This is a genomic window from Ensifer canadensis (genome assembly GCF_017488845.2).
GTDB lineage: Bacteria > Pseudomonadota > Alphaproteobacteria > Rhizobiales > Rhizobiaceae > Ensifer > Ensifer canadensis.
This window is the reverse complement of sequence record NZ_CP083370.1, coordinates 410,599-433,140: the sequence shown is the minus strand read 5'-3', so window position 1 is coordinate 433,140 and position 22,542 is coordinate 410,599. Positions and strand designations below refer to the sequence as shown.

At 62.3% G+C, this 22,542-nt stretch carries 21 protein-coding genes and 1 tRNA gene; 11 read left to right on the top strand and 11 right to left on the bottom strand.

All coding sequences use genetic code 11. The features are described 5' to 3' along the window. Positions 1-29: 29 nt before the first annotated feature. Positions 30-926, top strand: a complete 897-nt coding sequence (locus J3R84_RS02100; protein ID WP_203527655.1) for a LysR family transcriptional regulator — start codon at positions 30-32, stop codon at positions 924-926. Between the two features lie 3 nt (positions 927-929). Here the strand turns inward: J3R84_RS02100 and J3R84_RS02095 are convergent, their stop codons facing one another. Beyond that, positions 930-2,204: a DUF3422 family protein gene (locus J3R84_RS02095; RefSeq protein ID WP_203527657.1), complete on the bottom strand. Its 1,275-nt coding sequence runs from the start codon at positions 2,202-2,204 to the stop codon at positions 930-932. A gap of 171 nt (positions 2,205-2,375) precedes the next feature. Here J3R84_RS02095 and J3R84_RS02090 point away from each other — a divergent pair, with 171 nt between their 5' ends. From J3R84_RS02090 to J3R84_RS02065, 6 genes are all read left to right on the top strand, one after another. Beyond that, a complete protein-coding gene (locus tag J3R84_RS02090; RefSeq protein WP_025426039.1) occupies positions 2,376-3,164 on the top strand; it encodes a FadR/GntR family transcriptional regulator in 789 nt (262 codons plus the stop codon). Positions 3,165-3,369: 205 nt separating this feature from the next. Further along, positions 3,370-3,876 (top strand): NUDIX hydrolase, encoded by a 507-nt coding sequence (locus J3R84_RS02085; protein ID WP_025426038.1) that lies wholly within the window; start codon positions 3,370-3,372, stop codon positions 3,874-3,876. Between the two features lie 114 nt (positions 3,877-3,990). Next, on the top strand, positions 3,991-5,496 hold the full coding sequence (locus J3R84_RS02080) for an inorganic phosphate transporter (RefSeq protein ID WP_025426037.1): 1,506 nt from the start codon (positions 3,991-3,993) through the stop codon (positions 5,494-5,496). An 11-nt stretch (positions 5,497-5,507) separates the two neighbouring features. After that, entirely contained in the window at positions 5,508-6,245 is a 738-nt protein-coding gene (locus J3R84_RS02075; RefSeq protein ID WP_025426036.1) for a 16S rRNA (uracil(1498)-N(3))-methyltransferase, read from the top strand. Between the two features lie 144 nt (positions 6,246-6,389). Then, positions 6,390-7,763: a glutamate--cysteine ligase gene (locus J3R84_RS02070; protein ID WP_025426035.1), complete on the top strand. Its 1,374-nt coding sequence runs from the start codon at positions 6,390-6,392 to the stop codon at positions 7,761-7,763. Between the two features lie 300 nt (positions 7,764-8,063). Next, positions 8,064-8,891, top strand: a complete 828-nt coding sequence (locus J3R84_RS02065) for a DUF937 domain-containing protein (RefSeq protein ID WP_057211571.1) — start codon at positions 8,064-8,066, stop codon at positions 8,889-8,891. A gap of 353 nt (positions 8,892-9,244) precedes the next feature. On the opposite strand, the gene J3R84_RS02060 is transcribed toward J3R84_RS02065, so the two are convergent. After that, positions 9,245-9,535, bottom strand: coding sequence for a YjiS-like domain-containing protein (locus J3R84_RS02060; RefSeq protein ID WP_057211569.1), 291 nt, complete (start codon positions 9,533-9,535; stop codon positions 9,245-9,247). A 208-nt stretch (positions 9,536-9,743) separates the two neighbouring features. Here J3R84_RS02060 and J3R84_RS02055 point away from each other — a divergent pair, with 208 nt between their 5' ends. After that, positions 9,744-10,694, top strand: a complete 951-nt coding sequence (locus tag J3R84_RS02055) for a LysR substrate-binding domain-containing protein (RefSeq protein ID WP_025426032.1) — start codon at positions 9,744-9,746, stop codon at positions 10,692-10,694. Positions 10,695-10,957: 263 nt separating this feature from the next. Here the strand turns inward: J3R84_RS02055 and J3R84_RS02050 are convergent, their stop codons facing one another. From J3R84_RS02050 to J3R84_RS02030, 5 genes are all read right to left on the bottom strand, one after another. Then, complete coding sequence (locus tag J3R84_RS02050; protein WP_025426031.1) at positions 10,958-11,833, bottom strand: dienelactone hydrolase family protein; 876 nt, start codon at positions 11,831-11,833, stop codon at positions 10,958-10,960. Positions 11,834-12,075: 242 nt separating this feature from the next. After that, the gene (adhP, locus tag J3R84_RS02045) at positions 12,076-13,104 is read right to left on the bottom strand and encodes an alcohol dehydrogenase AdhP (RefSeq protein WP_025426030.1); all 1,029 of its coding nucleotides are present in this window, start codon (positions 13,102-13,104) and stop codon (positions 12,076-12,078) included. Between the two features lie 304 nt (positions 13,105-13,408). Then, entirely contained in the window at positions 13,409-13,825 is a 417-nt protein-coding gene (locus J3R84_RS02040) for an MAPEG family protein (RefSeq protein ID WP_025426029.1), read from the bottom strand. Positions 13,826-13,929: 104 nt separating this feature from the next. Next, positions 13,930-15,432 carry an IMP dehydrogenase gene (guaB, locus tag J3R84_RS02035; protein ID WP_025426028.1) on the bottom strand — a complete coding sequence of 501 codons (1,503 nt, stop codon included), beginning with the start codon at positions 15,430-15,432 and terminating at the stop codon, positions 13,930-13,932. A 197-nt stretch (positions 15,433-15,629) separates the two neighbouring features. Continuing rightward, a complete protein-coding gene (locus J3R84_RS02030) occupies positions 15,630-16,622 on the bottom strand; it encodes an MBL fold metallo-hydrolase (RefSeq protein ID WP_025426027.1) in 993 nt (330 codons plus the stop codon). Positions 16,623-16,802: 180 nt separating this feature from the next. On the opposite strand from J3R84_RS02030, the gene J3R84_RS02025 reads away from it, so the two are divergent. Then, on the top strand, positions 16,803-18,212 hold the full coding sequence (locus J3R84_RS02025; protein ID WP_025426026.1) for a DHA2 family efflux MFS transporter permease subunit: 1,410 nt from the start codon (positions 16,803-16,805) through the stop codon (positions 18,210-18,212). Positions 18,213-18,216: 4 nt separating this feature from the next. On the opposite strand, the gene J3R84_RS02020 is transcribed toward J3R84_RS02025, so the two are convergent. From J3R84_RS02020 to J3R84_RS02005, 4 genes are all read right to left on the bottom strand, one after another. Continuing rightward, positions 18,217-18,600, bottom strand: a complete 384-nt coding sequence (locus tag J3R84_RS02020; protein ID WP_025426025.1) for a VOC family protein — start codon at positions 18,598-18,600, stop codon at positions 18,217-18,219. A gap of 3 nt (positions 18,601-18,603) precedes the next feature. Further along, positions 18,604-19,341 carry an RlmE family RNA methyltransferase gene (locus J3R84_RS02015; RefSeq protein WP_025426024.1) on the bottom strand — a complete coding sequence of 246 codons (738 nt, stop codon included), beginning with the start codon at positions 19,339-19,341 and terminating at the stop codon, positions 18,604-18,606. Positions 19,342-19,453: 112 nt separating this feature from the next. Then, the gene (locus J3R84_RS02010) at positions 19,454-21,004 is read right to left on the bottom strand and encodes a Ppx/GppA phosphatase family protein (RefSeq protein ID WP_025426023.1); all 1,551 of its coding nucleotides are present in this window, start codon (positions 21,002-21,004) and stop codon (positions 19,454-19,456) included. Between the two features lie 5 nt (positions 21,005-21,009). Further along, positions 21,010-21,270 carry a hypothetical protein gene (locus J3R84_RS02005; protein WP_128090403.1) on the bottom strand — a complete coding sequence of 87 codons (261 nt, stop codon included), beginning with the start codon at positions 21,268-21,270 and terminating at the stop codon, positions 21,010-21,012. 63 nt (positions 21,271-21,333) lie between these two features. Between J3R84_RS02005 and J3R84_RS02000 the strand changes: the two genes are divergently transcribed. Both J3R84_RS02000 and J3R84_RS01995 read left to right on the top strand, forming a co-directional pair. After that, positions 21,334-21,407: transfer RNA gene (locus J3R84_RS02000), tRNA-Gln, on the top strand. 207 nt (positions 21,408-21,614) lie between these two features. Then, a complete protein-coding gene (locus tag J3R84_RS01995) occupies positions 21,615-22,454 on the top strand; it encodes a hypothetical protein (RefSeq protein ID WP_025426022.1) in 840 nt (279 codons plus the stop codon). Positions 22,455-22,542 lie beyond the last annotated feature (88 nt).

Genomic DNA, 22,542 nt, shown 5'->3' with positions numbered 1-22,542 from the left:
TTCCATTTCGGAAACAATGGCAACGATTGATGACGAATTTAGGCGATCTTGAGATTTTTGCACGCGTCGTTTCCTCCGGCAGTATGTCGGCAGCAGGGCGGGCGCTCGGATTTTCCCCCGCGGTCATCTCCAAACGGATCAAGCGGCTGGAAGACCGGCTGGGCACGCGCCTGTTGCAGCGCACCACCCGGCAGATCTCGCTAACCGAGGCGGGCCAGGGCTTCTACGACCGCGTGCTCGGCATCCTCACGGGCATCGAAGAGGCGGAAGCCTATGCCTCAGGACGCTCGTCGCAGGCGCAGGGCGTGCTTCGCATTTCGGCGCCGACCTCCTTTGGCCGCATGCATATCGCGCCGCATCTGACCGGCTTCATGAAGGACCATCTGGATCTCAAGCTGCACATCGTGCTCACCGACGACTTTACCGATATCGTCGCCGAGGGCTTCGACATGGCCGTGCGCATCGGTGAGCTGACCGATTCGAGCCTGGTAGCGCGCAAGCTCGCGCCGGTCCGCCGGCTGCTCTGCGCCTCGCCGGACTACATTGCCAGCAACGGCGCCCCGAACGAGATTGGCGACCTCGCCCGGCATTTCTGCCTGCCCGCCCACAACAACGACAACTGGAAGCTCGAAGGGCCGGAGGGATCGCTCGTCTGGCACCCCGAAGGGCCGCTGGTGACCAATTCCTCTGAAATCGTCCGGGCGGCGGTGATCGCCGGCGCCGGCATCGCGCTCCGCTCCACCTGGGATATCGGCCCGGAGCTGCGCAGCGGCCAGCTGGTGCAGGTGCTGCCGCAATGGGAGGGCTCGAAGAACCTGACGCTATCGGCCGTCTACCCGAGCCGCCAGTTCCTGCCGGCCAAGGTGCGCCTGTTCATCGATCATCTCGCCGGCCTCTACGGGCCTGTCCCCTATTGGGAACGATAGGCGCTATTTGTGCTCGCCGTCGCCGTGATGGTGGCGGATGCGGCGAACGATGAGCCAGACGACGGCGACCGCGAAGGGCACGGCAAGTCCGGTCAACAGACCGGGATCGATCGGCAGCTCATGGCTGACCGCCTTGGCGAGATAGCCGAACAGACCGACGACGTAATAGGAGATCGCGGCAACCGACAGACCCTCGACAGTCTGCTGCAGCCGCAGCTGCAACTTCGCGCGCCGATCCATCGAGTTCAAAAGGGCGCTGTTCTGCCGCTCCAGTTCGACATCGACCCAACTGCGCAGGAGCGCGGTGGCGCGGGCGAGCTTGCGCGACAGGTTCGCCTGCCGCTCCTCCACCGACTGGCAGGTGCGCATTGCCGGCGCCAGCCGACGCTCGAGAAAGGTGCCGATCGTCTCGTAGCCGGGGACCGCCGTCTCGGCCAGGGTGCGGATGCGCTCCTGGACGATGCCGTAATAGGCGCGGCTGGCGCCGAAGCGATAGAGGCTGAGTGCAGCACCCGCCTCCAGATCGGCCGCAAGCCGGGTGATCTCCGCCAGCATGTCGTCCGCCTCTTCGCGGACGTTCTCCTTCATGCGCTGAGTGATCGCCGTCAGGCCGTCTTCGGTGCGGCGGATCTCCGGCGACAGTGATTGCGCCAACGGCAGGCCGACCATCGCCAGCGTCCGATAGGTTTCGATATCGAGCAGACGCTGGATCAACGCGCCGGTGCCGGCCTCGGTCATGCCGCGGTCGATCACCAGGATCTGCGTCAGACCGTCACCGTTCTGGCGAAAGTCAGTGACGAGGATCGCCTGGCCGTTCTTCGTCTCGCTGTAACAGAGGCTGGTCGGGTCGAAAGCCTTGATCGCCTCGCGGGTCTCCGGTGAGTCCGCGCGGATCTCGAGGCGGATGCCCGAAATGAGCGAGCCGGGCGGCGAAAAGCCGTCGCCGAATGGGTGGATCGCCACCTCGCCACCGAAATGCTCCGGCGCCGGGCCGTCCCAAAAATAGGTCGAAAATTCCGTATGCCGTTCCCAGCGCAGCGTGCCCTGCCCCCAGGCCATGGCATGATGGTTGGCATCGCGTCCAGGCGGCGCAATGCCACGCGAACGCGACAATTCCGACAGAACGGCGTGGTCGACGATCGAGCCGCCCTCGGTCATGAAGGCGAGCTGAAAGATCACGCGCGGCGTCGCCACCAGGGCGTAAGGCCGCGAATGGACCTCGCCCAGCGCCTGCGCTCGCATCGGCGCGACCGGAAATGCAAAACTTCCCTTTGCCATGAAGCGCTTTATCCCCCTCACGCGTTCATCATGACTCTCTTATCAACCGAATGAGCAAAAGCAAAAGGACGCATTGCCGCAGTTTGACTTTTGTCAGGGCGGCCAAAGTGGACAAGGAAATTGACCAGTTGGCTGCCGATGCCTAGATTGCGGCGCATGGGAGACCCAAGCGTGACCGAAGACCAGATCGACCTCTATGCCCGCATCAGCCACAGCCGCACGGCGGACGAGGTTGTCCAACAGATCGAGCTTCTCATCCTCGAAGGCATCCTGCGCGACGGCGACAGGCTGCCGGGCGAACGGGAACTGTCGAAGCGTTTCGACGTGTCGCGGCCGATCCTGCGCGAAGCGTTGAAGGAACTGGAGGCGCGCGGCCTCGTCGAGAGCCGCCACGGCGGCGGTACCTTCGTTGCCGATGTCGTCGGCGAAGTCTTCTCCAAGCCGCTGATCGAGCTGATCGGCCGCCACCACAAGGCGACGCAGGATTATCTCGAATATCGCCGCGAACTCGAAGGCTTGACCGCGGAACTGGCGGCAACGCGCGCAACGGATTTCGACCGCGATATCCTCACGCGCATTATCGAGCGAATGCGAACCGCCCACCGCAGTGGTGACTTCAACGACGAACTAGCCTCCGACGTCGAGTTGCATCAGGCGATCGGCGAAAGCGCCCACAACATCATCCTCATGCACACGCTGCGCGCCTGTTACCGGCTGCTGACGCAGGGGATCTTTTTTCACCGCAATTCGGTCTTCGACGCGCCAGGGGCGCGTGACCGGCTGCTCGCGCAACACGAGGCAATCTACGACGCGATCATGGCCGGAGACCCGAAAGCGGCCAAGGCCGCTGCCCAAAGCCATATCGATTTTGTTGCCGCCTCCACCCGCGAGGCCGAGCGCACCGGCGAGTGGGCGCGCATCGCGCGGCTGCGCCTCCAGCAGCGCGATCAGGCGAGCTGAAGCCGGGACCAACGCCCGGTTGCCGCCCCGCTGGCAAAACAGGCGCGAAAGCACCATATTCTGTCGCATCGGGACCACAGTTTGCAGCGAAGCTGACCGCATATCCGGCAGCCGACACGGTGCGACGTTTACACGCAACGCGACGCTGGCATACTGGCTGGAACGTCCAACGAACACTGATTCGCTAAGAGGAGAGCAAACGACCTTGAACTTCCTGAACCGGCTCGCATCCGATGTGCAGCTGATGCTGCGTCGACCGGCGCGCATGCAATATGCAGCGCTCTGTTTCCGTGTTCGCAAGAAGTCCAAGGCGCTCGAGATTCTGCTGATCACCAGCCGTGATACCGGCCGCTGGGTCATTCCCAAGGGATGGCCTATGCAAGGCAAGCGTGCCCACGAGGTGGCCGAGCGCGAGGCCTATGAAGAGGCAGGCGTCAAGGGCCGAGTGCAGAAGGCCCCGGCCGGCTTCTATCTCTACAAGAAGCGCATGGATCACGGCCTGAAGATCTCGGTCAAGGTCCAGGTGCATGCCCTCGAGGTAGACGATCTCTGCAAGCACTTCCCCGAGGAAGGTGTGCGCAAGCTGGAATGGGTCAGCTGCGAGGAGGCAGCCAGCCGTGTCGCAGAGCCGACACTGAAGGAGCTTATCCTCGCCTTCGGCCGCCGCGTGGCGGCACCGCCCTCGCCGGTCCCCAAGGCCGTCACCGGCTAGCCACCGCGGGCGATATCTTCGGCCATCTTTTGCACAGCTTTGCAGACATCATCAATTCCGCTTGAAAGCATTTCGCGGTGGCAGTAGTGGCCATGGTGAAAAGGGAGACCGCCATTGCCAAAGTCGCGCACGCGCCTTGAAAAGCAGACGCTCGACAAGGATCTGGACAAGTTCAGCCTTGCCGAGGAGGCATCGCAGCAGGTGATGCGTGGTCTGGCAGCCCCGGGCCTCGCTCTCCTGTTCCTGCTGCTCAGCATGGCATTTGCCGCAAGCTTCGTGACGAACTCGGCGACCGCGCCGATCATCATCGCCGCAGCCGCGATCGCCGGCTACATGGCGATGAACATCGGCGCCAACGACGTCACCAACAACGTCGGCGCGGCCGTTGGCGCCAAGGCGATGTCGATGGTAACGGCGCTGACAATCGCCGCCGTCTTCGAAATCGCTGGCGCGATGCTCGCCGGCCGTCAGGTGACACTGACGGTCGAGGCGGGCATCATTTACGGAGAAGACATTCTCGGGGCCCAGACGATCGTCTGGGTGATGATGGCGGCGCTCGCCTCGTCGGCCGTCTGGATCAATATCGCCACCTATTCCGGCGCGCCGGTTTCAACGACCCATTCGATCATTGGCGGCATCGTCGGAGCGGGCATTGCGGCTGCAGGCGTCTCCAGCGTGCAATGGTGGGAACTTGCCGGCATCACCGCCAGTTGGTCGATTTCACCTGTTCTCGGCGGCGTCATCGCCGCTGCCTTCCTTGCGCTTCTCAAGGAATTCATCATCTACCGCGAGGACAAGATCGCATCGGCCAGGCGCTGGATGCCCGTGCTTCTCGGGGTGACGGCAGGTTGTTTTACCGCCTATCTCGCGGTGATCGCCCTGGTGCAGGTTGCCTCGATCTCGCTGGTGACGGGCCTCGGCCTCGGCCTGATCGTCGGCATCGTCGTCTATTTCCTGAGCAAACCGTGGATTCGCCGTCAGTCGGAGGGTCTCGACAACCGCAATCAGTCGCTACGCAAGCTGTTTCGTGCGCCGCTGATCCTGGCGGCTGCGCTGCTTTCCTTCGCACACGGCGCCAATGACGTTTCCAACGCCATCGGTCCGCTGTCGGCGATCGTGTCCGCGCTCGACGGTGTCATCACCACGGAGAGATCGCCAACACCGCTTTGGGAACTTGCGATCGGCGCCATCGGCATATCGCTCGGCCTGCTGCTCTATGGCCCACGGCTGATCCGCGTCGTCGGCCAGGAAATCACCCGCCTCAATCCGATGCGCGCCTTCTGCGTTGCGCTGGCAACCGCGGTAACCGTGCTGCTCGCCTCCGCCCTCGGCCTGCCGATCAGCTCGACCCACACGGCGGTCGGCGCCGTCTTCGGCGTCGGCTTCTTCCGCGAATGGTATACTCGGCACTCGCAGCGTCGCCTGGAATATGTGCGCCAGAAGACCGGGCAGGCAGACTTCATGGGATCGACCGAGACCAACTTTGCCGAGGTCCGCCGCCGCCGACTGGTGCGCCGCTCGCATTTTCTGACGATCGTTGCCGCCTGGGTCATCACCGTTCCGGCCTCGGCCCTGCTTTCGGCCGTCGTCTACTTCATCCTTTCCAGCCTGTTCATCTAGAGGTAATCGACATGCGCGCCAATTTTCGCATGCAGCGACTGTTCGTGGAACATGCACTCCATGCCGGTGCAACCCAGGAGACGACCAAGGAACAGTTCAACTATTTGATCAACGTGCTCCGCTACGAGGAAGGCGGGTCCGTCCTCGTGTTCAACGGCCGCGACGGCGAATGGCGAGCCGAGCTTTCGCTCCCGACCAAGAAGCGCCTGATCCTGACTGCCGTCGAGCAGACACGTCCGCAGCCGGCACCTTGCGATCTCGTCTATCTCTTTGCACCGCTAAAGGTCGGCCGCCTCGACTACCTCGTGCAGAAGGCCGTCGAGATGGGCGCCGGGGTGCTCCAGCCGGTGATGACGCAACATGTTCAGGGCAAGATCGGCAACCTCGACCGGGTGCGCGCCAATGTCGTCGAGGCCGCGGAACAATGTGGCGTGCTCGGCATACCCAGTGTCGAAGAGCCCCGCCGGCTTGAGGACCTGCTGCAAAGTTGGCCCGCGGATCGGCGCATCATCTTCTGCGACGAAGGCAGCAACAGCCAGAATCCGCTACCGATCCTGAACGGCATTAAGGAAAAGAAGCTGGCACTGCTGATCGGGCCCGAAGGCGGTTTTTCCGACAGCGAGCGAAGCCTGCTGCGCAGCCTCGATTTCGTCACCGCCATTCCTCTTGGCCCCCGCATTCTCAGGGCCGATACCGCAGCGGTTGCGGCCATGGCGGTCATACAGGCAACGGTCGGTGATTGGCACTAACCGGTCGTTCGCACGCAAGCGCGGCGCATACTTTTTTTGAACAGATCTTGAAAGAAATTGACTTGCACCGCACCTGAATACGGTTCAAGCAGCCCCATCCACTTCCGCTGACCGGCGGAACCGCTCAAGCAAAAGAAGACGCTCATGGCCCGAGATACCACCGACCAGACGCCGGTAACCTCTGTCGCTGACCTGACCGCTTATCTGGCGGAGGGCTCGAAACCGGAGGAGCGGTTCCGGATCGGAACGGAGCACGAAAAGTTTGCCTTCTTTAAGGCGGACAACAGCCCCGTGCCCTATTACGGCGACGCCAGCATCCAGGCGCTGCTCAACGGTATGGCTGCAAAGAGCGGCTGGGATCCGATCGTTGACGAGGGCAATATCATCGGTCTTGCCGAGCATTCCGGCAACGGGGCGATCTCGCTGGAGCCGGGCGGTCAGTTCGAGCTCTCCGGTGCGCCACTCGAAAACCTCCACCAGACTTGCAAGGAATCGAACCAGCACCTCGCCGTCCTGCGCGAAGTGGCCGAGCCACTCGGCATTCGCTTCCTCGGCATCGGTGGCAGCCCGAAATGGACGTTTGACGAAACGCCGCGCATGCCGAAATCGCGCTATGGCATCATGAGCCGCTACATGCCCAAGGTCGGCACCAAGGGTCTCGACATGATGTATCGCACCTGCACGATCCAAGTGAACCTCGACTTCTCCTCGGAAGAGGACATGCGCCGCAAGATGCAGGTGTCCTTGAAGCTGCAGCCGCTGGCGACCGCTCTGTTTGCAAGCTCCCCCTTCACCGATGGCAAGCCGAACGGGCTCCTGTCCTGGCGCGGCGATATCTGGCGCGACACAGACAACCAGCGCTCCGGCCTTCTGCCTTCCGCTTTCAAGCCGGACTTCGGCTTTGCGGACTATGTCGAATGGGCGCTCGACGTGCCTATGTATTTTGTCGTTCGCGACGACCACTATCACGACTGTACCCATGTCACCTTCCGTCAGTTCATGGGCGGAGCGCTCAAGGGCGAGATCGCCGACTGGCAGCCGAACATGGGCGACTGGACCAATCATCTCTCGACCCTCTTCCCCGACGTGCGCCTCAAGCGCTTCCTGGAGATGCGGGGCGCCGACGGCGGCCCCTGGCGTCGGATCTGCGCTCTGCCTGCCTTCTGGGTCGGCCTGCTTTACGACGGCGAGGCGCTCTCTGCCGCCGAAGCACTCACGCGCGACTGGACCTTCGAGGAGGTCGGCTCACTGCGTGACACAGTGCCCGCCCAGGCGCTCAACACAAAATTCCGCGCCGGCAGCCTCTACGACATCGCCCGCGAAGTCGTTTCGATCTCGCGCGGCGGCCTGAAGCGACGCAACCGGCTGAACGGCGACGGCATCGACGAAAGCCAGTTCCTCGCACCGCTCGACGAAGTGCTTGCCAAGAAGGCAACGCTCGCCGAGGATCTGCTGTCGCTCTACAACGGCCGCTGGAATGGCTCCGTCGATCCGGTCTTTGCCGAGTACCAGTACTGAGCCGGTAAGCCTGCCATTACAGCGCCGCGCGTCAGGCATGACGCGCCCAAGGACGCTGTAACCGCTTAAACTTGCTGCATAATTTCGTCCTTAAATCGAGCCGGATTTAAGGAATTATGCAGTAAAAAGCGGTTTCCAGCCTCCAATTTCCCGGTATAGTGCAACGATATGCGTCGCTTGCAGCGCCGCGCATCAGACATGACGCGCAAAGGACGCTGCCACGCTTTACACTTGCTGCATCATTTTCCCCTTAAATCGTTCCGATCTAAGGAATCAGGCAGCAGCCGAAGGGAACCGGGGATGGCACCGCTTTTTGACATGTTCACGCAGGCGCAGAACGGACAGGCCACGGAGCTGATGGCTCGACAATTCGGGCTTGCGCAGGAGCAGATGGCGAAAGCTACCGCAGCGCTGCTCCCGGCCTTTTCCGCCGCCTTCAAGCGCAACACCACAAACCCCTACGATTTCGGCGCGCTGCTGACGGCGATGTCCAGCGGCAGCTATGCCAAATACTTCGAGGACGTGAGCCAGGCATTCACGCCGCAAGGCATGGCCGACGGCAACGGCATCCTCGGCCAGCTCTTCGGCTCCAAGGAAATGTCGCGCGCGATCGCGGCCCAGGCAGCCCAGGTCACCGGCATCAGCCAGGAGATCTACAAGCAGATGCTGCCGGCCATGGCCGATACGTTGATGGGCGGGCTGTTCAAGCAGGCGACGGGCCAGTTTGCAGGCGCGAACGTCGCCTTTGCCAACAATCCGATGGCAACGATGATGCAGCAGTGGATGCAGGCGGCCGGCCTTGCCAGGAAGCCGGAGCCGCAGGCCAACCCCTTCGACAATCCGTTTACGCAGGCGATGCAGGACTTCTTCGGTGCCGGCAAGAAAGAAGAGAAGGCCAAGGCGCCCGACCTCTTCGCCGATAATCCCTTCATGAAGGCGTTCCAGGACATGATGCAGACCGGCGCCGGCACGACAGCCAAGCCGGCTGCTGACAATCCTGCCGTCGCCCAGTTTTCGCAGATGATGAACAGCATGTTCGACAGCGGGCTGGAAATGCAGAAGGAATATCAGAAGAACATCGAGGCGCTGTTCGACAGCTACAAGACCGGCACCGGCGACAAGGCCTGAGCTGGATTAGAGCATTTCCAGAAAAAGTGCGAAGTGGTTTTCCGCCTGGAAATGCGTAAAAACAAAGAGATAGAGCGTTTCTGCGACTCCGTCTAAACCGGAAACGCTCGACGACGCTACCCTCACCAATCCGGCACCTGCTGGAAAAGAAAAAGGCCCGGTACATGTCTTGGTTCATGTACCGGGCCAAGCGGCAGGGTCTATTGGCTCTACCCTGCGGGGAACGTTTGGGCGCGCGATAGAGGCAGCAGCACCGAAACTTCGAAATTCGTAGCATGACCCGCGTTGGCGGCAGCTTGCGCGGATCATGCTCGACTGGCGCATCTCAAGCGGCGGGATGCGCCATAGGGAAATCAATCGTGACGGATCCCCTTGTAGAAGAGGCTCACGCGGTTTCGCGACGCACGCGTCAGATAGCTGGCGGGATTGTCGAAGAAGGGCGAGGTGATCGCCTCGTGCACATCTTCGCGCCGTAGCCCCATATCGAGCAGTTGGCGGTCATCCAGCTCATTCAGACGCGCAATCTGGCATCGGCTTCGAAACAGGCGCCATGCAGCCGTCATCACGCCGATAACGCCAGCGGCGCGGGAGGCATAGGCCTGCTTTCCGGCAACGAGGTCGAGGACGTGGTCGGTCGTGCGCATGACGGTACTCCTTTTTTCAGGCACGAAGGGACCCGTCCCCTGCGCGAGGTCAAACGCAGGGGTGGGCCAGGGAAGTTGGGATTAGCCGGCACCTGTGCCGGCCGGGATCAATGAAATTTGCCCCTGATAGATCGCAAATCCTTATTGATCAGTCCAACGAATGTTTTTAATGATATTCATCAAACAATCTTATGGGTGTATCACGGCCATGTCCGCACCGCTTGACATTGATCAGCTGCAAACCTTTGTCGCGATCGCCGACACGGGCAGCTTCACCAAGGCCGCCGACCGGGTTTTCAAGACACAGTCGGCCGTATCCATGCAGATGCGGCGCCTGGAAGAGCGCATCGGCAAGCCGTTGTTCATGAAGGACGGGCGCGGCAACCGCCTGACCGTCGAGGGTGACCGGCTGCTCAACTTCGCCCGCCGGATGATCCGTCTCAACAACGAGGCGATGGCCTCCTTCGACGACAATCGCCTCGAGGGCACGCTGCGCATCGGCACGCCTGATGACTATGCCGACCGCTACATGCCGGAGATCATCGTGCGGTTTGCCAAGACGCATCCGAACGTCGAGCTCTACATCATCTGCGAACCTTCGGTGGATCTTGCGGAGAAGATGGCCAAGGGCGATCTCGACATCGCACTGGTTACGCACAATCCACGTGCCCGAGCCTCGGACGTGGTGCGCACAGAGCCGCTCTGTTGGGTAAGTTCGATCAACCATCCGCTGCCGGAAAATGCGCCAATCCCGCTTGCGGTCGGCCGACGCGACTGCCAGTGGCGGCAGGCGGCCTGCGCCGCGCTCGATGCGACCGGCAAGGAATACCAGATCCTGTTTACCAGTTGGTCCTCGACCGTGGTCGCGGCCGCCGTGCTTGCCGGCATGGCGGTTTCGGTCCTGCCGGAATCGGCGCTGCGTCCGGGCATGAAGGTGCTGACGCTTGCGGACGGCTTCCCGGCGCTGGCTCCAGTGCAGATCGGCATCATGAAGCGGCCGGGTCTGTCGCCATCGCTATCGAATGCGATCACCAACCACATCACCGCCTGCCTGGACAACATCACGCCGATCACCGTCAACGACGACATCGACGGCGATATCAAGGGTTTTCCGCGCTATCCGCGGCTGCGGCAAAGCCACATGCTGCCGGGCTGGTAAGCATTTTTCGACACTTAGCAAAAAGGCCGCGCTTCCCGTGGGAGGCGCGGCCTTTTTTACGCGAAACGAGACGGGAGGGAAGAGGCGGACCCAGTGCCCGCCTCTTCTCCCCGCTTACAAGGTAGCGCTGCTGATCGCGCCGCCTTCATAGGCGTGAGCGGCTAGATCATTTCACTGTTTCATCGAAACAGTGAAATGATCTAACTCGTTGAAATAACGCAATTCCGGACGGGAAACCGTTTCACACTCTTCCTGGAATTGCTCTAGCCGAGCTTCGCCTTCAGAAATTCGACAGTGCGGCTCCAGGCAAGATCGGCTGCGGCCTTGTCGTAGCGGGCGGCCGACGTGTCGTTGTTGAAGGCGTGGTTGACGCCGTCATAGACATAGATCGTCGCGTCCTTGCCATTGTCGGTCAGCGCCTTGCGATAGGCTTCGATACCCGCATTAATGCGTTCGTCGAGGCCGGCATAATGCAGCAACAGCGCCGCCTTGATCTTCGGCACGTTCTCGGCCTTGGGCTGCGCGCCATAATAGGCGACACCCGCCTTGAGATCGGGCGCATTGACCGCAAGCCGATTGACCAGTCCACCGCCCCAGCAAAAGCCGATGGCGCCGACCTTGCCGGTCGACTGCGCGTGCTCTTCGAGGAATGCGACGGTTGCCACAGCATCCGCATTGGTTTCGGCGGCATCGAGCGCGCCGATCATCTCGCGTGCCTTGTCCTCATCCGCCGGCGTGCCGCCCGATGGCGACAGAAAATCCGGGGCGAGCGCGATGAAGCCCTCGAGCGCCATGCGGCGGGCGACATCGCGAATATGTGGATTGAGCCCGCGGTTCTCGTGGATGACGATGACGGCCGGCAGCTTTCCGGTCATGTTTGCCGGGCGGACCAGATAGCCCTTCATGTCGCCGTCGGCGCCGGGATAGGAAATGTCCTCGCCGATGATGCGATTGTCGGTATCTGCGATCATTTCGGCCTTGGCGCTGCTAGCAGCAAGCAAGGGGGCAATTGATGCTGCGGCCGCGGCAGAGCCGGCAAGTGCGGTCAGCGTTTCCATGAAACGGCGGCGATCAAGACTGAGATGGGTGTACTCGTCGTAAGCGTCGATCATTGCCTGCGTGATGACGGGTTTGTTCATGACGGCCTCCTTCGGTTTCTTCTCCTCAACAGCGCCGCGCGTTAGATATGGTGCGCCAAGGGCGCTGTAAGGCTTTAAACTCGCTGCATGATTTCTCCCACAAATCGGTTCCGATTTAAGGAATTATGCAGTGGCGGCAGCGCGAAAGATTACCGCCCGCGACAGAATAGGTCAGCGGGCGGCATCGAACATACAAACTTGCGTTACCGCTTGGCGGAAAGGCACACTTCGCAGCAGGCGGATCAGCCGGCGAGATCAAGCACAATGCGGCCATCGATCTTGCCCTCTTCCATGCGCTGGAAGATGGCGTTGATGTTCTCGATCTTGTCCCAGGTGAAGTGGGAGGCGACCTTGCCCTCGCCCGCAAACTCCAGTGACTCCTCGAGGTCCTGGCGGGTGCCGACGATAGAGCCGCGGATGGTGATGCGCTTCAGGACCGTATCGAAGATCGGCACGCACATCTGGCCAGGCGGCAGACCGACCAACGCCATCGTTCCCTTGGAGCGCAGCATGTTGAAGGCCTGCTCCATCGCCTTGGGTGCCACGGCCGTCACCAGCGCGCCGTGCACGCCGCCGGTCGCCTTCTGCACCTGCTCGACCGCATCCTTGTCGCGCGCATCGACGACGAGATCGGCGCCCAGCTTTCCCGCCAGCGCCAGCTTGTCGGGGAAGATATCGACGGCTGCGACATGCATGCCCATGGCCTTGGCGTATTGAACCGCCATGTGACCGAGACCGCCGATGCCGGAGATCAGCGCCCATTCGCCGGGGCGCACTTCCGTTTCCTTGAGACCCTTGTAAACCGTGACGCCGGCGCAAAGGACGGGCGCCGCCGGGCCGAACTCGAGCTTATCAGGCAGCCGGCCGACAAAGTCCGGATCGGCCAGGCCATACTCCGCGAACGTGCCGTTGACCGAATAGCCGGTGTTCTGCTGGCTGCCGCAGAGCGTCTCCCATCCGGTCCGGCATGGCGTGCAACCACCGCAGGCGGTGTGCAGCCACGGCACGCCGACGCGGTCGCCTTCCTTCAGCCGCTTGACGCCGGAGCCGAGCTTGGCGACATAACCGACGCCCTCGTGGCCGGGGATGAATGGTGGATTGGGTTTTACCGGCCAGTCACCGTTCACCGCATGCAGGTCGGTATGGCAGACGCCGGTCGCCTGAAACTTGATCAGCACCTGGCCGGGACCGGGCACTGGTATCGGCATTTCCTCGATCACGAGCGGCTTGCGGAATTCGCGCACCACGGCGGCTTTCATCGTTGCGGTCATATCGATCTCCGATGCTGTCTTGTTCGACGTCGGCGCAAAGGCCTTTGCCGGGCACGCGAGGCGCCAGCGACAAAGCTACGCTAACGACAGCCAGACTATCCGCAAAGTCGTGACGGGTACTTGATACGCATCAAGGCGCGAAGTTCATGTCGGAAAGTGTCGCAGATTTGCGTCAGTCGTGCCGGAGCGGCACCCGACCCAAAGCGCCGCGCGTCTTACCAGACGCGCAGAGGTCGCTGTAGCGTTTTGAATTGCTGCCTGTTTTGTCCTGAAACCGGCTGCGATTTAAGGAAACACGCAGCCATCAGTTCATCGCCATCCAGACGGAAAGCCAGATCCACATCCCACCGAGTGCAGCCACGCCGACCATGAACAGCGGTCGGCGGTAGCGGATGCGGTTGCTGGTGACATGGACGAAGGCATGCAGATAGCGCGAAGCAATGAACACCCAGGCGAGCGCCAGCGAGACGATATTGTCAGCCTCGGTGATGTAGAGAAGCACGCAGCAGACGTGGAAAAGCACCGGCAGTTCGAACTGGTTGGCGATGCTGTTGCGGACGACCAGGCTCTCGCCCGGCTCGTCGCGGTTCTCGCGAAACTGCGAAACCGAAACCTTGCCGGCCCGCACGAGACCGACGCGGCGGATCGACAGCAGGGCATAGAGGACGAAAACGAGCAGCACATGCGCCACCATCGGCCGGAAGATCTCGAAGCCCGTCACCGCTCTTACTCCACTCGACACAACCAAACAGGAAAACGGGGGCGCCGGATGGCACCCCCCATCAGGAAAAACGGGGGCGCCGGCCGGCGCCCCCGGGAGGACTCTTAGTGCGAGCCCGGATAGTTCGGGCTTTCGCGGGTGATGGTGACATCATGCGCATGGCTTTCCCGAAGGCCGGCGCCGGAGATGCGCACGAAGGTGGCGCGCTCCTGATAGTCCTTGATCGTCGCGCCGCCGACATAACCCATCGACGCCTTGAGGCCGCCGGCGAGCTGATGCAGAACGCCGGACACAGGGCCCTTGTAGGGAACCTGGCCTTCGATGCCTTCCGGTACGAGCTTCAGCGTGTCGCGCACTTCGGCCTGGAAATAGCGGTCGGCCGAGCCCCGCGCCATCGCGCCAACGGAACCCATGCCACGATAGGCCTTGAACGAGCGGCCCTGGTAGAGGAACACTTCACCTGGGCTTTCGTCGGTACCGGCAAGCAGCGAACCGACCATGACGGCGGAAGCGCCGGCGGCGATCGCCTTGGCCAGGTCGCCCGAGAACTTGATACCGCCGTCGGCGATGACGGGAATGTCCGCGGCCTGAGCGGCTTCGACAGCAGCCATGATCGCGGCCAGCTGCGGAACGCCGACGCCGGCCACGATACGCGTGGTGCAGATCGAGCCCGGACCGATACCCACCTTGACCGCATCGGCACCGGCGTCGATCAACGCCTTGGTGCCATCAGCGGTGGCGACGTTGCCGGCCATGATGCGAACCGAGTTCGACAGCGTCTTGACGCGGGTGACCGCATCGAGAACGCGCTGCGAATGGCCGTGCGCGGTATCGACAACAATAAGGTCGACGCCGGCGTCGATCAGACGTTCGGCGCGCTCGAAGCCATCATCGCCGACGGAGATGGCGGCGGCGGCGCGAAGACGGCCCTGCGCATCCTTGGAGGCGTTGGGGTTCAACTGCGACTTCTCGATGTCCTTGACGGTGATGAGGCCGACGCAACGGCCGTCGCCGTCGACGACCAGAAGCTTTTCGATGCGGTGCATGTGCAGCAGGCGCTTGGCCTCCTGCTGGTCGACGCTTTCCTTGACGGTGATGAGGTTTTCACGCGTCATCAACTCGTAGATCTTCTGGTTCGGATCGGAGGCGAAACGCACGTCGCGATTGGTGAGGATACCGACGAGACGGCCCTGCTTCTGGCCACCGTTGCCGCCGTTTTCAACGACCGGGATACCGGAAATGCCATGGATCTTCATCAGGCCGAGGGCGTCCGCCAGGGTGCCATCGGGACCGATCGTCACCGGATTGACGACCATGCCGCTTTCGAACTTCTTGACCTGGCGGACCTCTTCGGCCTGCTCGACCGGCGTCAGGTTGCGGTGGATGACGCCGATGCCGCCGGCCTGTGCCATGGCGATCGCCAGGCGTCCTTCGGTCACGGTATCCATGGCCGAGGAAAGGATCGGGAGGTTGAGGTCGATATCCTGCGCGATGCGGGTAGAGATGTTCGTCTGTCCCGGCATGACTTCGGAATGCCCGGGCTGGAGCAGAACGTCGTCGAAGGTCAGAGCCTCCAGACCGGTTGCCGTTTCGATGATACGCGCCATGGCCAATTCCCTTCAATAAACGAAAATCCCCGGGAAACGGGCTGCGATTTGCCCACCGGGTGACTTCAAAGCTTTTCTTGGAAGTTGGCGAGGGCTCGTAACACGGATATGTCAGGATGAAAATAGCAAAGCCCGGGAAATGTCCCGGGCTCGACCCATTGTTGTTGCATGGCAACATTTTTGCCCGTCCGCAAAGCTCAGATATCGAGCTGGTAGCTCGCCGGCACGAAGCGATAGCCCTGGTCGTGCACTTCCACGAAACCGACGGCCGGGAATGGCATGTGGTAGCCGATGAAGGGCAGTCTTTCGTTCGCAATCATGTCGAAGACCTTGCGGCGCGAGACGGCAGCCGCTGCCTTGTCCATGTCGAAGCGCACCTCCCAGTCCGGCCGCTGCAGCGACAGGACATAATGATTGGCGGTATCGGCCGTCAGCATCATCGCCTTGCCGTCCGATTCGAGACGGAACACCATGTGTCCGGGGGAATGGCCGAAGGCAGCCATCGCCGAAATGCCCGGCGCCACGTCGGCGCCGTCGCCGATGAACGTCGCCTTCTCGGCGAGCGGCACGACCTTTTCCAGCACACCCTTATGGCCACCCTCGGCCGGCGTGCCGACCCGGGCCGGGTCCTTCCAGAAGGCATATTCGGCCTCGCCGATGATATAACGGGCATTGGCAAAGGCCGGCTTGCCGCCCTCCATCAGGCCGCCGATATGGTCGCCGTGCATATGCGTCAGCACCACCACGGAGACGCGCTCGGGCGCGTAGCCAGCCGCGCGGATGCCGTCGATGAGGCGGCCGGAACCCGCTTCCCGTCCGGCTTCGCCCAGGCCGGTGTCGAACAGGATCACCTCGCTCCCGGTATCGACGAGAACAGGCGAATAGCTGTTGAGCAGCGCGTCGGTTGGAAGAAAATTCTTGGCCAGCAATTCGGATACGGCCTGTTCCGACTGGTTCGTGCCGTAGGTCTCATGCGGCCTGGCAGAGACGCGCGTGCCGTCGCTGATGACAACAACCTTGAGCGCGCCGAGTTTGAGAGCCCGGATGGGCGTTTGTGCTGATTGCATGTTCCGGTTGTCCGCTTTTTCCTGCGCTGCGGCAGATCCCACCATGATTGAGGGTGCCGCCAATACACCCGTTGTCCCCGCCGTCATCAAGGTGCGGCGGTTCATCGACATGTCGCTCGTCATCATTTTCTCCCGAAATCGCAGCTTCGGTTCCATCACCCGGCCAGAACTAGCGTCTTGACAGCAACGGACAGGCGGGATCACAGGCTTTTGATCCACAATCGTCGGTTTGGTCCCGACAAAGCCATCGCAAGCGCTAGCTTGGAGCCGAGCTGACGCTGACCACGCCCAAGGCAAATTCGCATGAACCGTATCGTCCCGATGATCCTAGCCGTCGCGCTCTTCATGGAGCAGATGGATTCCACCGTCATTTCGACATCGCTGCCGGCTATCGCCCGCGACATCGGCGTCGGGCCGATCACGCTCAAGCTGGCGCTGACCGCCTATATGGTGTCGCTGGCGATCTTCATCCCCTTGAGCGGCTGGATGGCCGACCGTTTCGGCGCCAAGAAGATCTTTCGCGCGGCGATCCTCGTCTTCATCGCTGGTTCAATCCTTTGCGCCATCTCCGACAGCCTGCTCGCCTTCGTGCTGTCACGGTTCCTGCAGGGCATGGGCGGTGCGATGATGACGCCCGTCGCCCGCCTCGTCTTGGTGCGCAGCGCACCGCGCAGCGAGCTCGTCTCGGCCATGGCGCTGCTCACGATCCCGGCGCTGGTGGGGCCGCTTGCCGGGCCGCCGCTCGGCGGCTTCATCACCACCTATTTCTCCTGGCACTGGATCTTCCTGATCAACGTGCCTGTCGGCATCGCCGGCTATATCCTCTCCGGCATCTACCTGCCCCACATGGAACCCCGCAATCCGCCGCCGGTCGACATTGTCGGCTTCCTGCTCGGCGGCATCGCCGCATCCGGCGTCGTCTTCGGCCTGTCGGTCATCAGCCTGCCGGCGCTGCCGCCGATCATCGGTATCGGCTCGGTCATCACGGGTGTGATCGCCACCCTGCTTTACATCGTCCATGCCCGAAGCCATCCGCACCCGATCCTCGACCTCAAACTGTTTCAGGACAGCGCGTTTCGCGCCGCCCAGATCGGCGGCACGGTATTCCGCATTTCCGTCGGCGCGGTGCCCTTCCTGATGCCGCTGATGCTGCAGGTCGGTTTCGGCCTCAACCCGTTCCAGTCCGGGATGATCACCTTCATCGGCGCGGTCGGCGCGATCACCACCAAATTCTATGCGCGCCGCGTGCTCGCCTTCGCCGGCTTCCGCACGACGCTGATCATCGCCGCCATCATTGCAGCGGTCACCACCTTCGCCAACGGCTTCTTCACGCCGGCAACGCCCTATCTGGTGATGGTCACCATTCTCTTGATCGCCGGTTTTGCCCGCTCGTTCTTCTTCACCAGCGTCAACGCACTGTCGTTTGCCGATATCGACGATGCGGATGCCAGCAAGGCGACATCGATGAGCGCGGTTCTGCAGCAGATCAGCCTGGCGCTCGGCGTGGCCGTTGCCGGCGCGATCCTCGAAATCGAGACCTCGCTCAGCGGCGGGCCGCTGCAACTCGACAACTTCCATACTGCCTTCATGATCATCGCCATCGCCAACCTTCTGGCGGCAATCCCGTTCCTGACAATGGCGAAGAATGCCGGCGCATCCGTTTCCGGCCACAGGCTGCCCGTGCGGGAAATCGAAACGACGGCAGGAAAGTGAAAGATTATTCCGGCCGTTCGCAGACGGCAGACAGCTTGTTGCCATCCCGGTCGCGCACGAAGGCCGCGTAGAAATGCGCGTGGAACGGCCTGAGGCCGGGGGCGCCCTCGTCCGTGCCGCCGTTGGCAAGTGCTGCCGCATGGAAGGCATCGACCGCCGCGCGCGTTTCGGCTTCAAGCGCGATGGTCGCTCCATTGCCAAAGGTCGCAGGCTTGCCATTGAACGGTGTCACCACCCAGAAGCGGCACCTGATATCGCCATCGGCGCTGTAGCCGATTTCGGTCTCGTCCTGGCGCTGACGGCGGTATCCGAGCGTCGCCAGAACCGGGTCGTAAAACACGCCCGCGCCGTCGAGATCGTTGGTGCCGACCGTCACATAAAGCAGCATGATTTAGTCCGCAGCCTCGTCTTCCATCGGTTCGTCCGTGTCGGTGACGCGGCGTCCCTTGAAGCCCTTGGCGAGCAGGAACATTTCCACCGATTCGGCACGCGAAGACGCCGGCTTGATGTGGATGACCTGGCGGAAATTCTGTTTGAGCATGTTGAGCAGATCGCGCTCGGTGCCGCCCTGGAAGGTTTTTGCCAGGAAATGCCCACCTTCTGCGAGAACGTCGACGGCGAAATGGGCTGCGACTTCGCAGAGATGCATGGTACGGAAATGGTCCGTCTGGCGGTGTCCCGTCGTCGGCGCCGCCATGTCGGAGATGACCAGATCCGGCGTGCCGCCGATCGCTTCCATCAGCTTCTCAGGCGCCTGCGGGTCGAGGAAGTCCATCTGCAGGATGCGAACGCCCGGCAGCGGATCCATCTCCAGGAAGTCGATCGCTGCCACACGCGGATCGCCATCCGTCGAATTGGTCACCTTGGCGGCGATCTGCGACCAGCTGCCGGGAGCGGCACCCAGGTCGATGATGCGACGGGTGCCATTGAGGATCTTGTGCTTCTCGTCGATCTCCAAGAGCTTGAAGGCCGCGCGCGCCCGGTAGCCTTCGAGCTGGGCGCGCTGGACATAGGGATCGTTGATATGGCGCTCGATCCAGCGGCGGGACGAAGCCTTGAGCTTGCCCTTCTTGACCTTCTGACCAAGCTTTCGACCGCTGCGGTTGCCGCCAACAGGAGGTTTCGTCATGTCTTGTTTCCTTCGTGGCGGCGACTGCCGCACATCCCTTCGGACGCACCGGGCCTGCCGTATCTGCAGAAGTTATCGCACAATTGCCTAAATCGTTGTCCGATTGAAGGAATTATGTGGTTGAGCTGCGCTGATGCCGGCGCGGTCGCGAGCGCCGCCAGGCGCCATCATCCGCCATCATGTCGGTCAGCAAGCCTTCGCGCAGCCCGCGATCGGCAACACGCATGCGCGTCGATGGCCAGCGGCGACGGATCGCTTCGAGGATTGCGCAGCCTGCCAGCACCAGATCGGCGCGATCGGGGCCGATGCAAGGGTTTGCCGCCCGCGCATCAAAATCCCACGAAAGCAGCCGCGCTTGCATGGCGGACACCTCGTCATCGGAAAGCCAGAGACCATCGACGCGGCGGCGGTCGTAGCGCGGAAGATCCAGATGAACGCCGGCAAGCGTGGTCACCGTGCCCGACGTGCCGATCAGGTGGAAGCCGCTGCCGGCAATGCCCGTTGCCAGCGCTTCGACCGGCGGGCTGTCGAAACGCGACAGCATGCCCTCGACTTCCTGGACCATGGCTTCGAAGTTTGCCGGGGTGACATGTTGGCCGCCATGGCGTTCGGAAAGGGTCACGACGCCGACCGGCAGCGAGGTCCAGTGGGTGATGTGATTGGCGAGCCGATTAGACCTGCTATCGCCGATGCGGATGACGGCGATCTCCGAGGAGCCTCCGCCGATATCGAAGAGAACGACCGACCTTGTCTCGCGATCGACCAGCGACGAGCAGCCCGACACGGCAAGCCGCGCCTCGGTCTCGCGGTTGATGATCTCAAGCTCGAGCCCGGTTTCCTTGGCCACGCGCTCGAGGAAGCTTTCGCCGTTTTCGGCGGCGCGCGCAGCTTCGGTGGCGATCAGCCGGCGGCGGCGAATCATCCGCGCACCCAGTTTGGTAGCGCAGACTTTCAGCGCCTCGACGGCGCGGTCCATCGCGTCCTCGGACAACCGGCCGCTGGCACCCAGCCCTTCACCCAGCCTGACGATGCGCGAGAAGGCATCCACCACCCGGAACTGGCCGGGGCGGGTCGGCTGCGCAATCAGCAGACGGCAATTGTTGGTACCGAGATCCAGCGCCGCATAAAGCGGCGCCGGCGGCTCGCTGGCGGCAACGAACGGCGCGCGCGGCTGGTCGCCCCGCGGGGCAGCCTGCCCGCCGGACTGAGGCGCTCCGGGCCTAGACGTGGTTGCGCCCTCGCTGGGGCGCGATTGTGCTTGCTGCTGACGCTCGCCCGAGGTGAGCGGCCGTCCCTGAATGCCACGGCGATGCCGCGCCTTCTTGTTGCGCTTGTGCCCCTTCCTGTCGCCCATTGCCGGGTCGACAAGCTGCACGTCGCGACCGCCCGCGGAAGCGGGCGCGGCCTGAGCCTGCTGTTTTGCGGATTTCGAACGACGACGCCGTTTGCGCTTGCGCGCCGGTTCCGCATCGTCTGGTCCTGCGGGACGCCCTGCCATGCCGGCACCGCCGGGTTGGCTGGCAATTGCAGACGGCAAAGCAGACGACTTGCGCCGTTTCCGCTTGCCCTTGCCGTTGCGCGGACCCATCTTGGGTCCATCGCTACGGCCTGCTGCCGACGCCCCGGATTCGGACGGCTTTTCGCCGTGATCGGGGTCTTTCACTTGTCTCAACCATCGCGCCGCGCAAAGCCTTTCGGCCGCTCAAGGCGCTTTCTCGATTTTTCGTTGGGGCGACTGTACCAGTGCAGTCCCCATTCGCCAAACTTTTTTTGAGAAACGGCTTGTGCACAACAAAGTGGCTGCGCGGCTTTCCCCTGCCCGACACCAACGGACAGACCGGGGTTGCCGGTTCGCCGGCCTGTTGACATCGCCGCCAAGCACACCATCGCCGCCGCCTGTGCGATTTTTTTTGCAAAAGGTATTTGCATCGGCCGCTGATTTGTTTATAAGCCCGCCAACCAACCCGACGGGCTTCGCCCCGACGGCGGCTTTGGGGAATAGGTTAACGGTAGACCCACGGACTCTGACTCCGTTAGTCCTGGTTCGAATCCAGGTTCCCCAGCCAAACTCTTTCACAAACAAATTCAGTAGCGTAAACACCTCGGCACGCGTGACTTTCGCACGCCTTGCGCCGATGCCTAGAATGCCCCTTTCGAAAGACACGGTCGCGTTCGACACCCTCACATCCAGATGCCTTGCAAACGGAATTCGCGTTGAGATTGCATTAACGATGTTTGCTTACTCTTTGCTAGGGTTTTCAGGGGGTGGGCAGATGTTTCGGACGAACGGTTTTCTTGTTTTTCTCTTGTCGAGCGCATCGCTCGCAGCGGCCGCCGATATGGATGGGCCATTGGTCGGGGCGGCCGACTACTATGAAGCGCCGGTCGAACAGGCATCGCTGGGCGTAACGGGATATATCGAAGGCGCCTACGGAAGCGTCGTCGATTCTCCCGGCGACATTGATGCCGACGCATGGGCGCTGCGTGGCGCCGTCAACTTCGATGCAGGCGGCGGCTTCAATCTCCAGACGGATCTCGGCTACGCCCGCGCCTCGATCGGGGACGCCGACACGAATACTTATAACGGCACCCTGCACGGTTATTACCGAGACAACCTCTATGCGGCGGGTGTGTTCGTGCAGGCGGCGCGTCTCGATGCAGGGTTCGACAGCCACATCAACGATTATATGGGCGGCATCGAGGGCGCCTATTTCCAGGACACATGGACCATCCACGGTGCGGCCGGTTATGGCCAGGCGGGATGGGAGGGTTTCGACGCCGACCATTACATGGCCGCGCTCGGCGCTCGCTTCTATGCTACAGACAACGTACGCTTCGATGTCGACGGCGCTCTCGACCGCATCACCGACAGCGGCATCGACTACGACATCCGCAGCCTGAAGCTGACGGCGAACTATCGCTCGGTATACTTCCCGGTCACATTGTTCGGCGGATACAAATACGCCGACGAGGAGGTATCCGGTTTCGGTTCGTCGGTGTCGGGCGACAGCAGCACGATCTTCGGTGGCCTCCGGTTCTCCTATGGGTCGAACAGCATCAAGGAAGAAGAGCGCCTGGGACCGGTCTGGTCCAACAACAGCCGAGCGTTTTGATCACGAGACCTATCTCGCAAATAGCGGTCGGGTCGCTGTGTGCCGGCAAATCGCATACCGAACACCGCGCCGGCTCTCCCCAGACCTC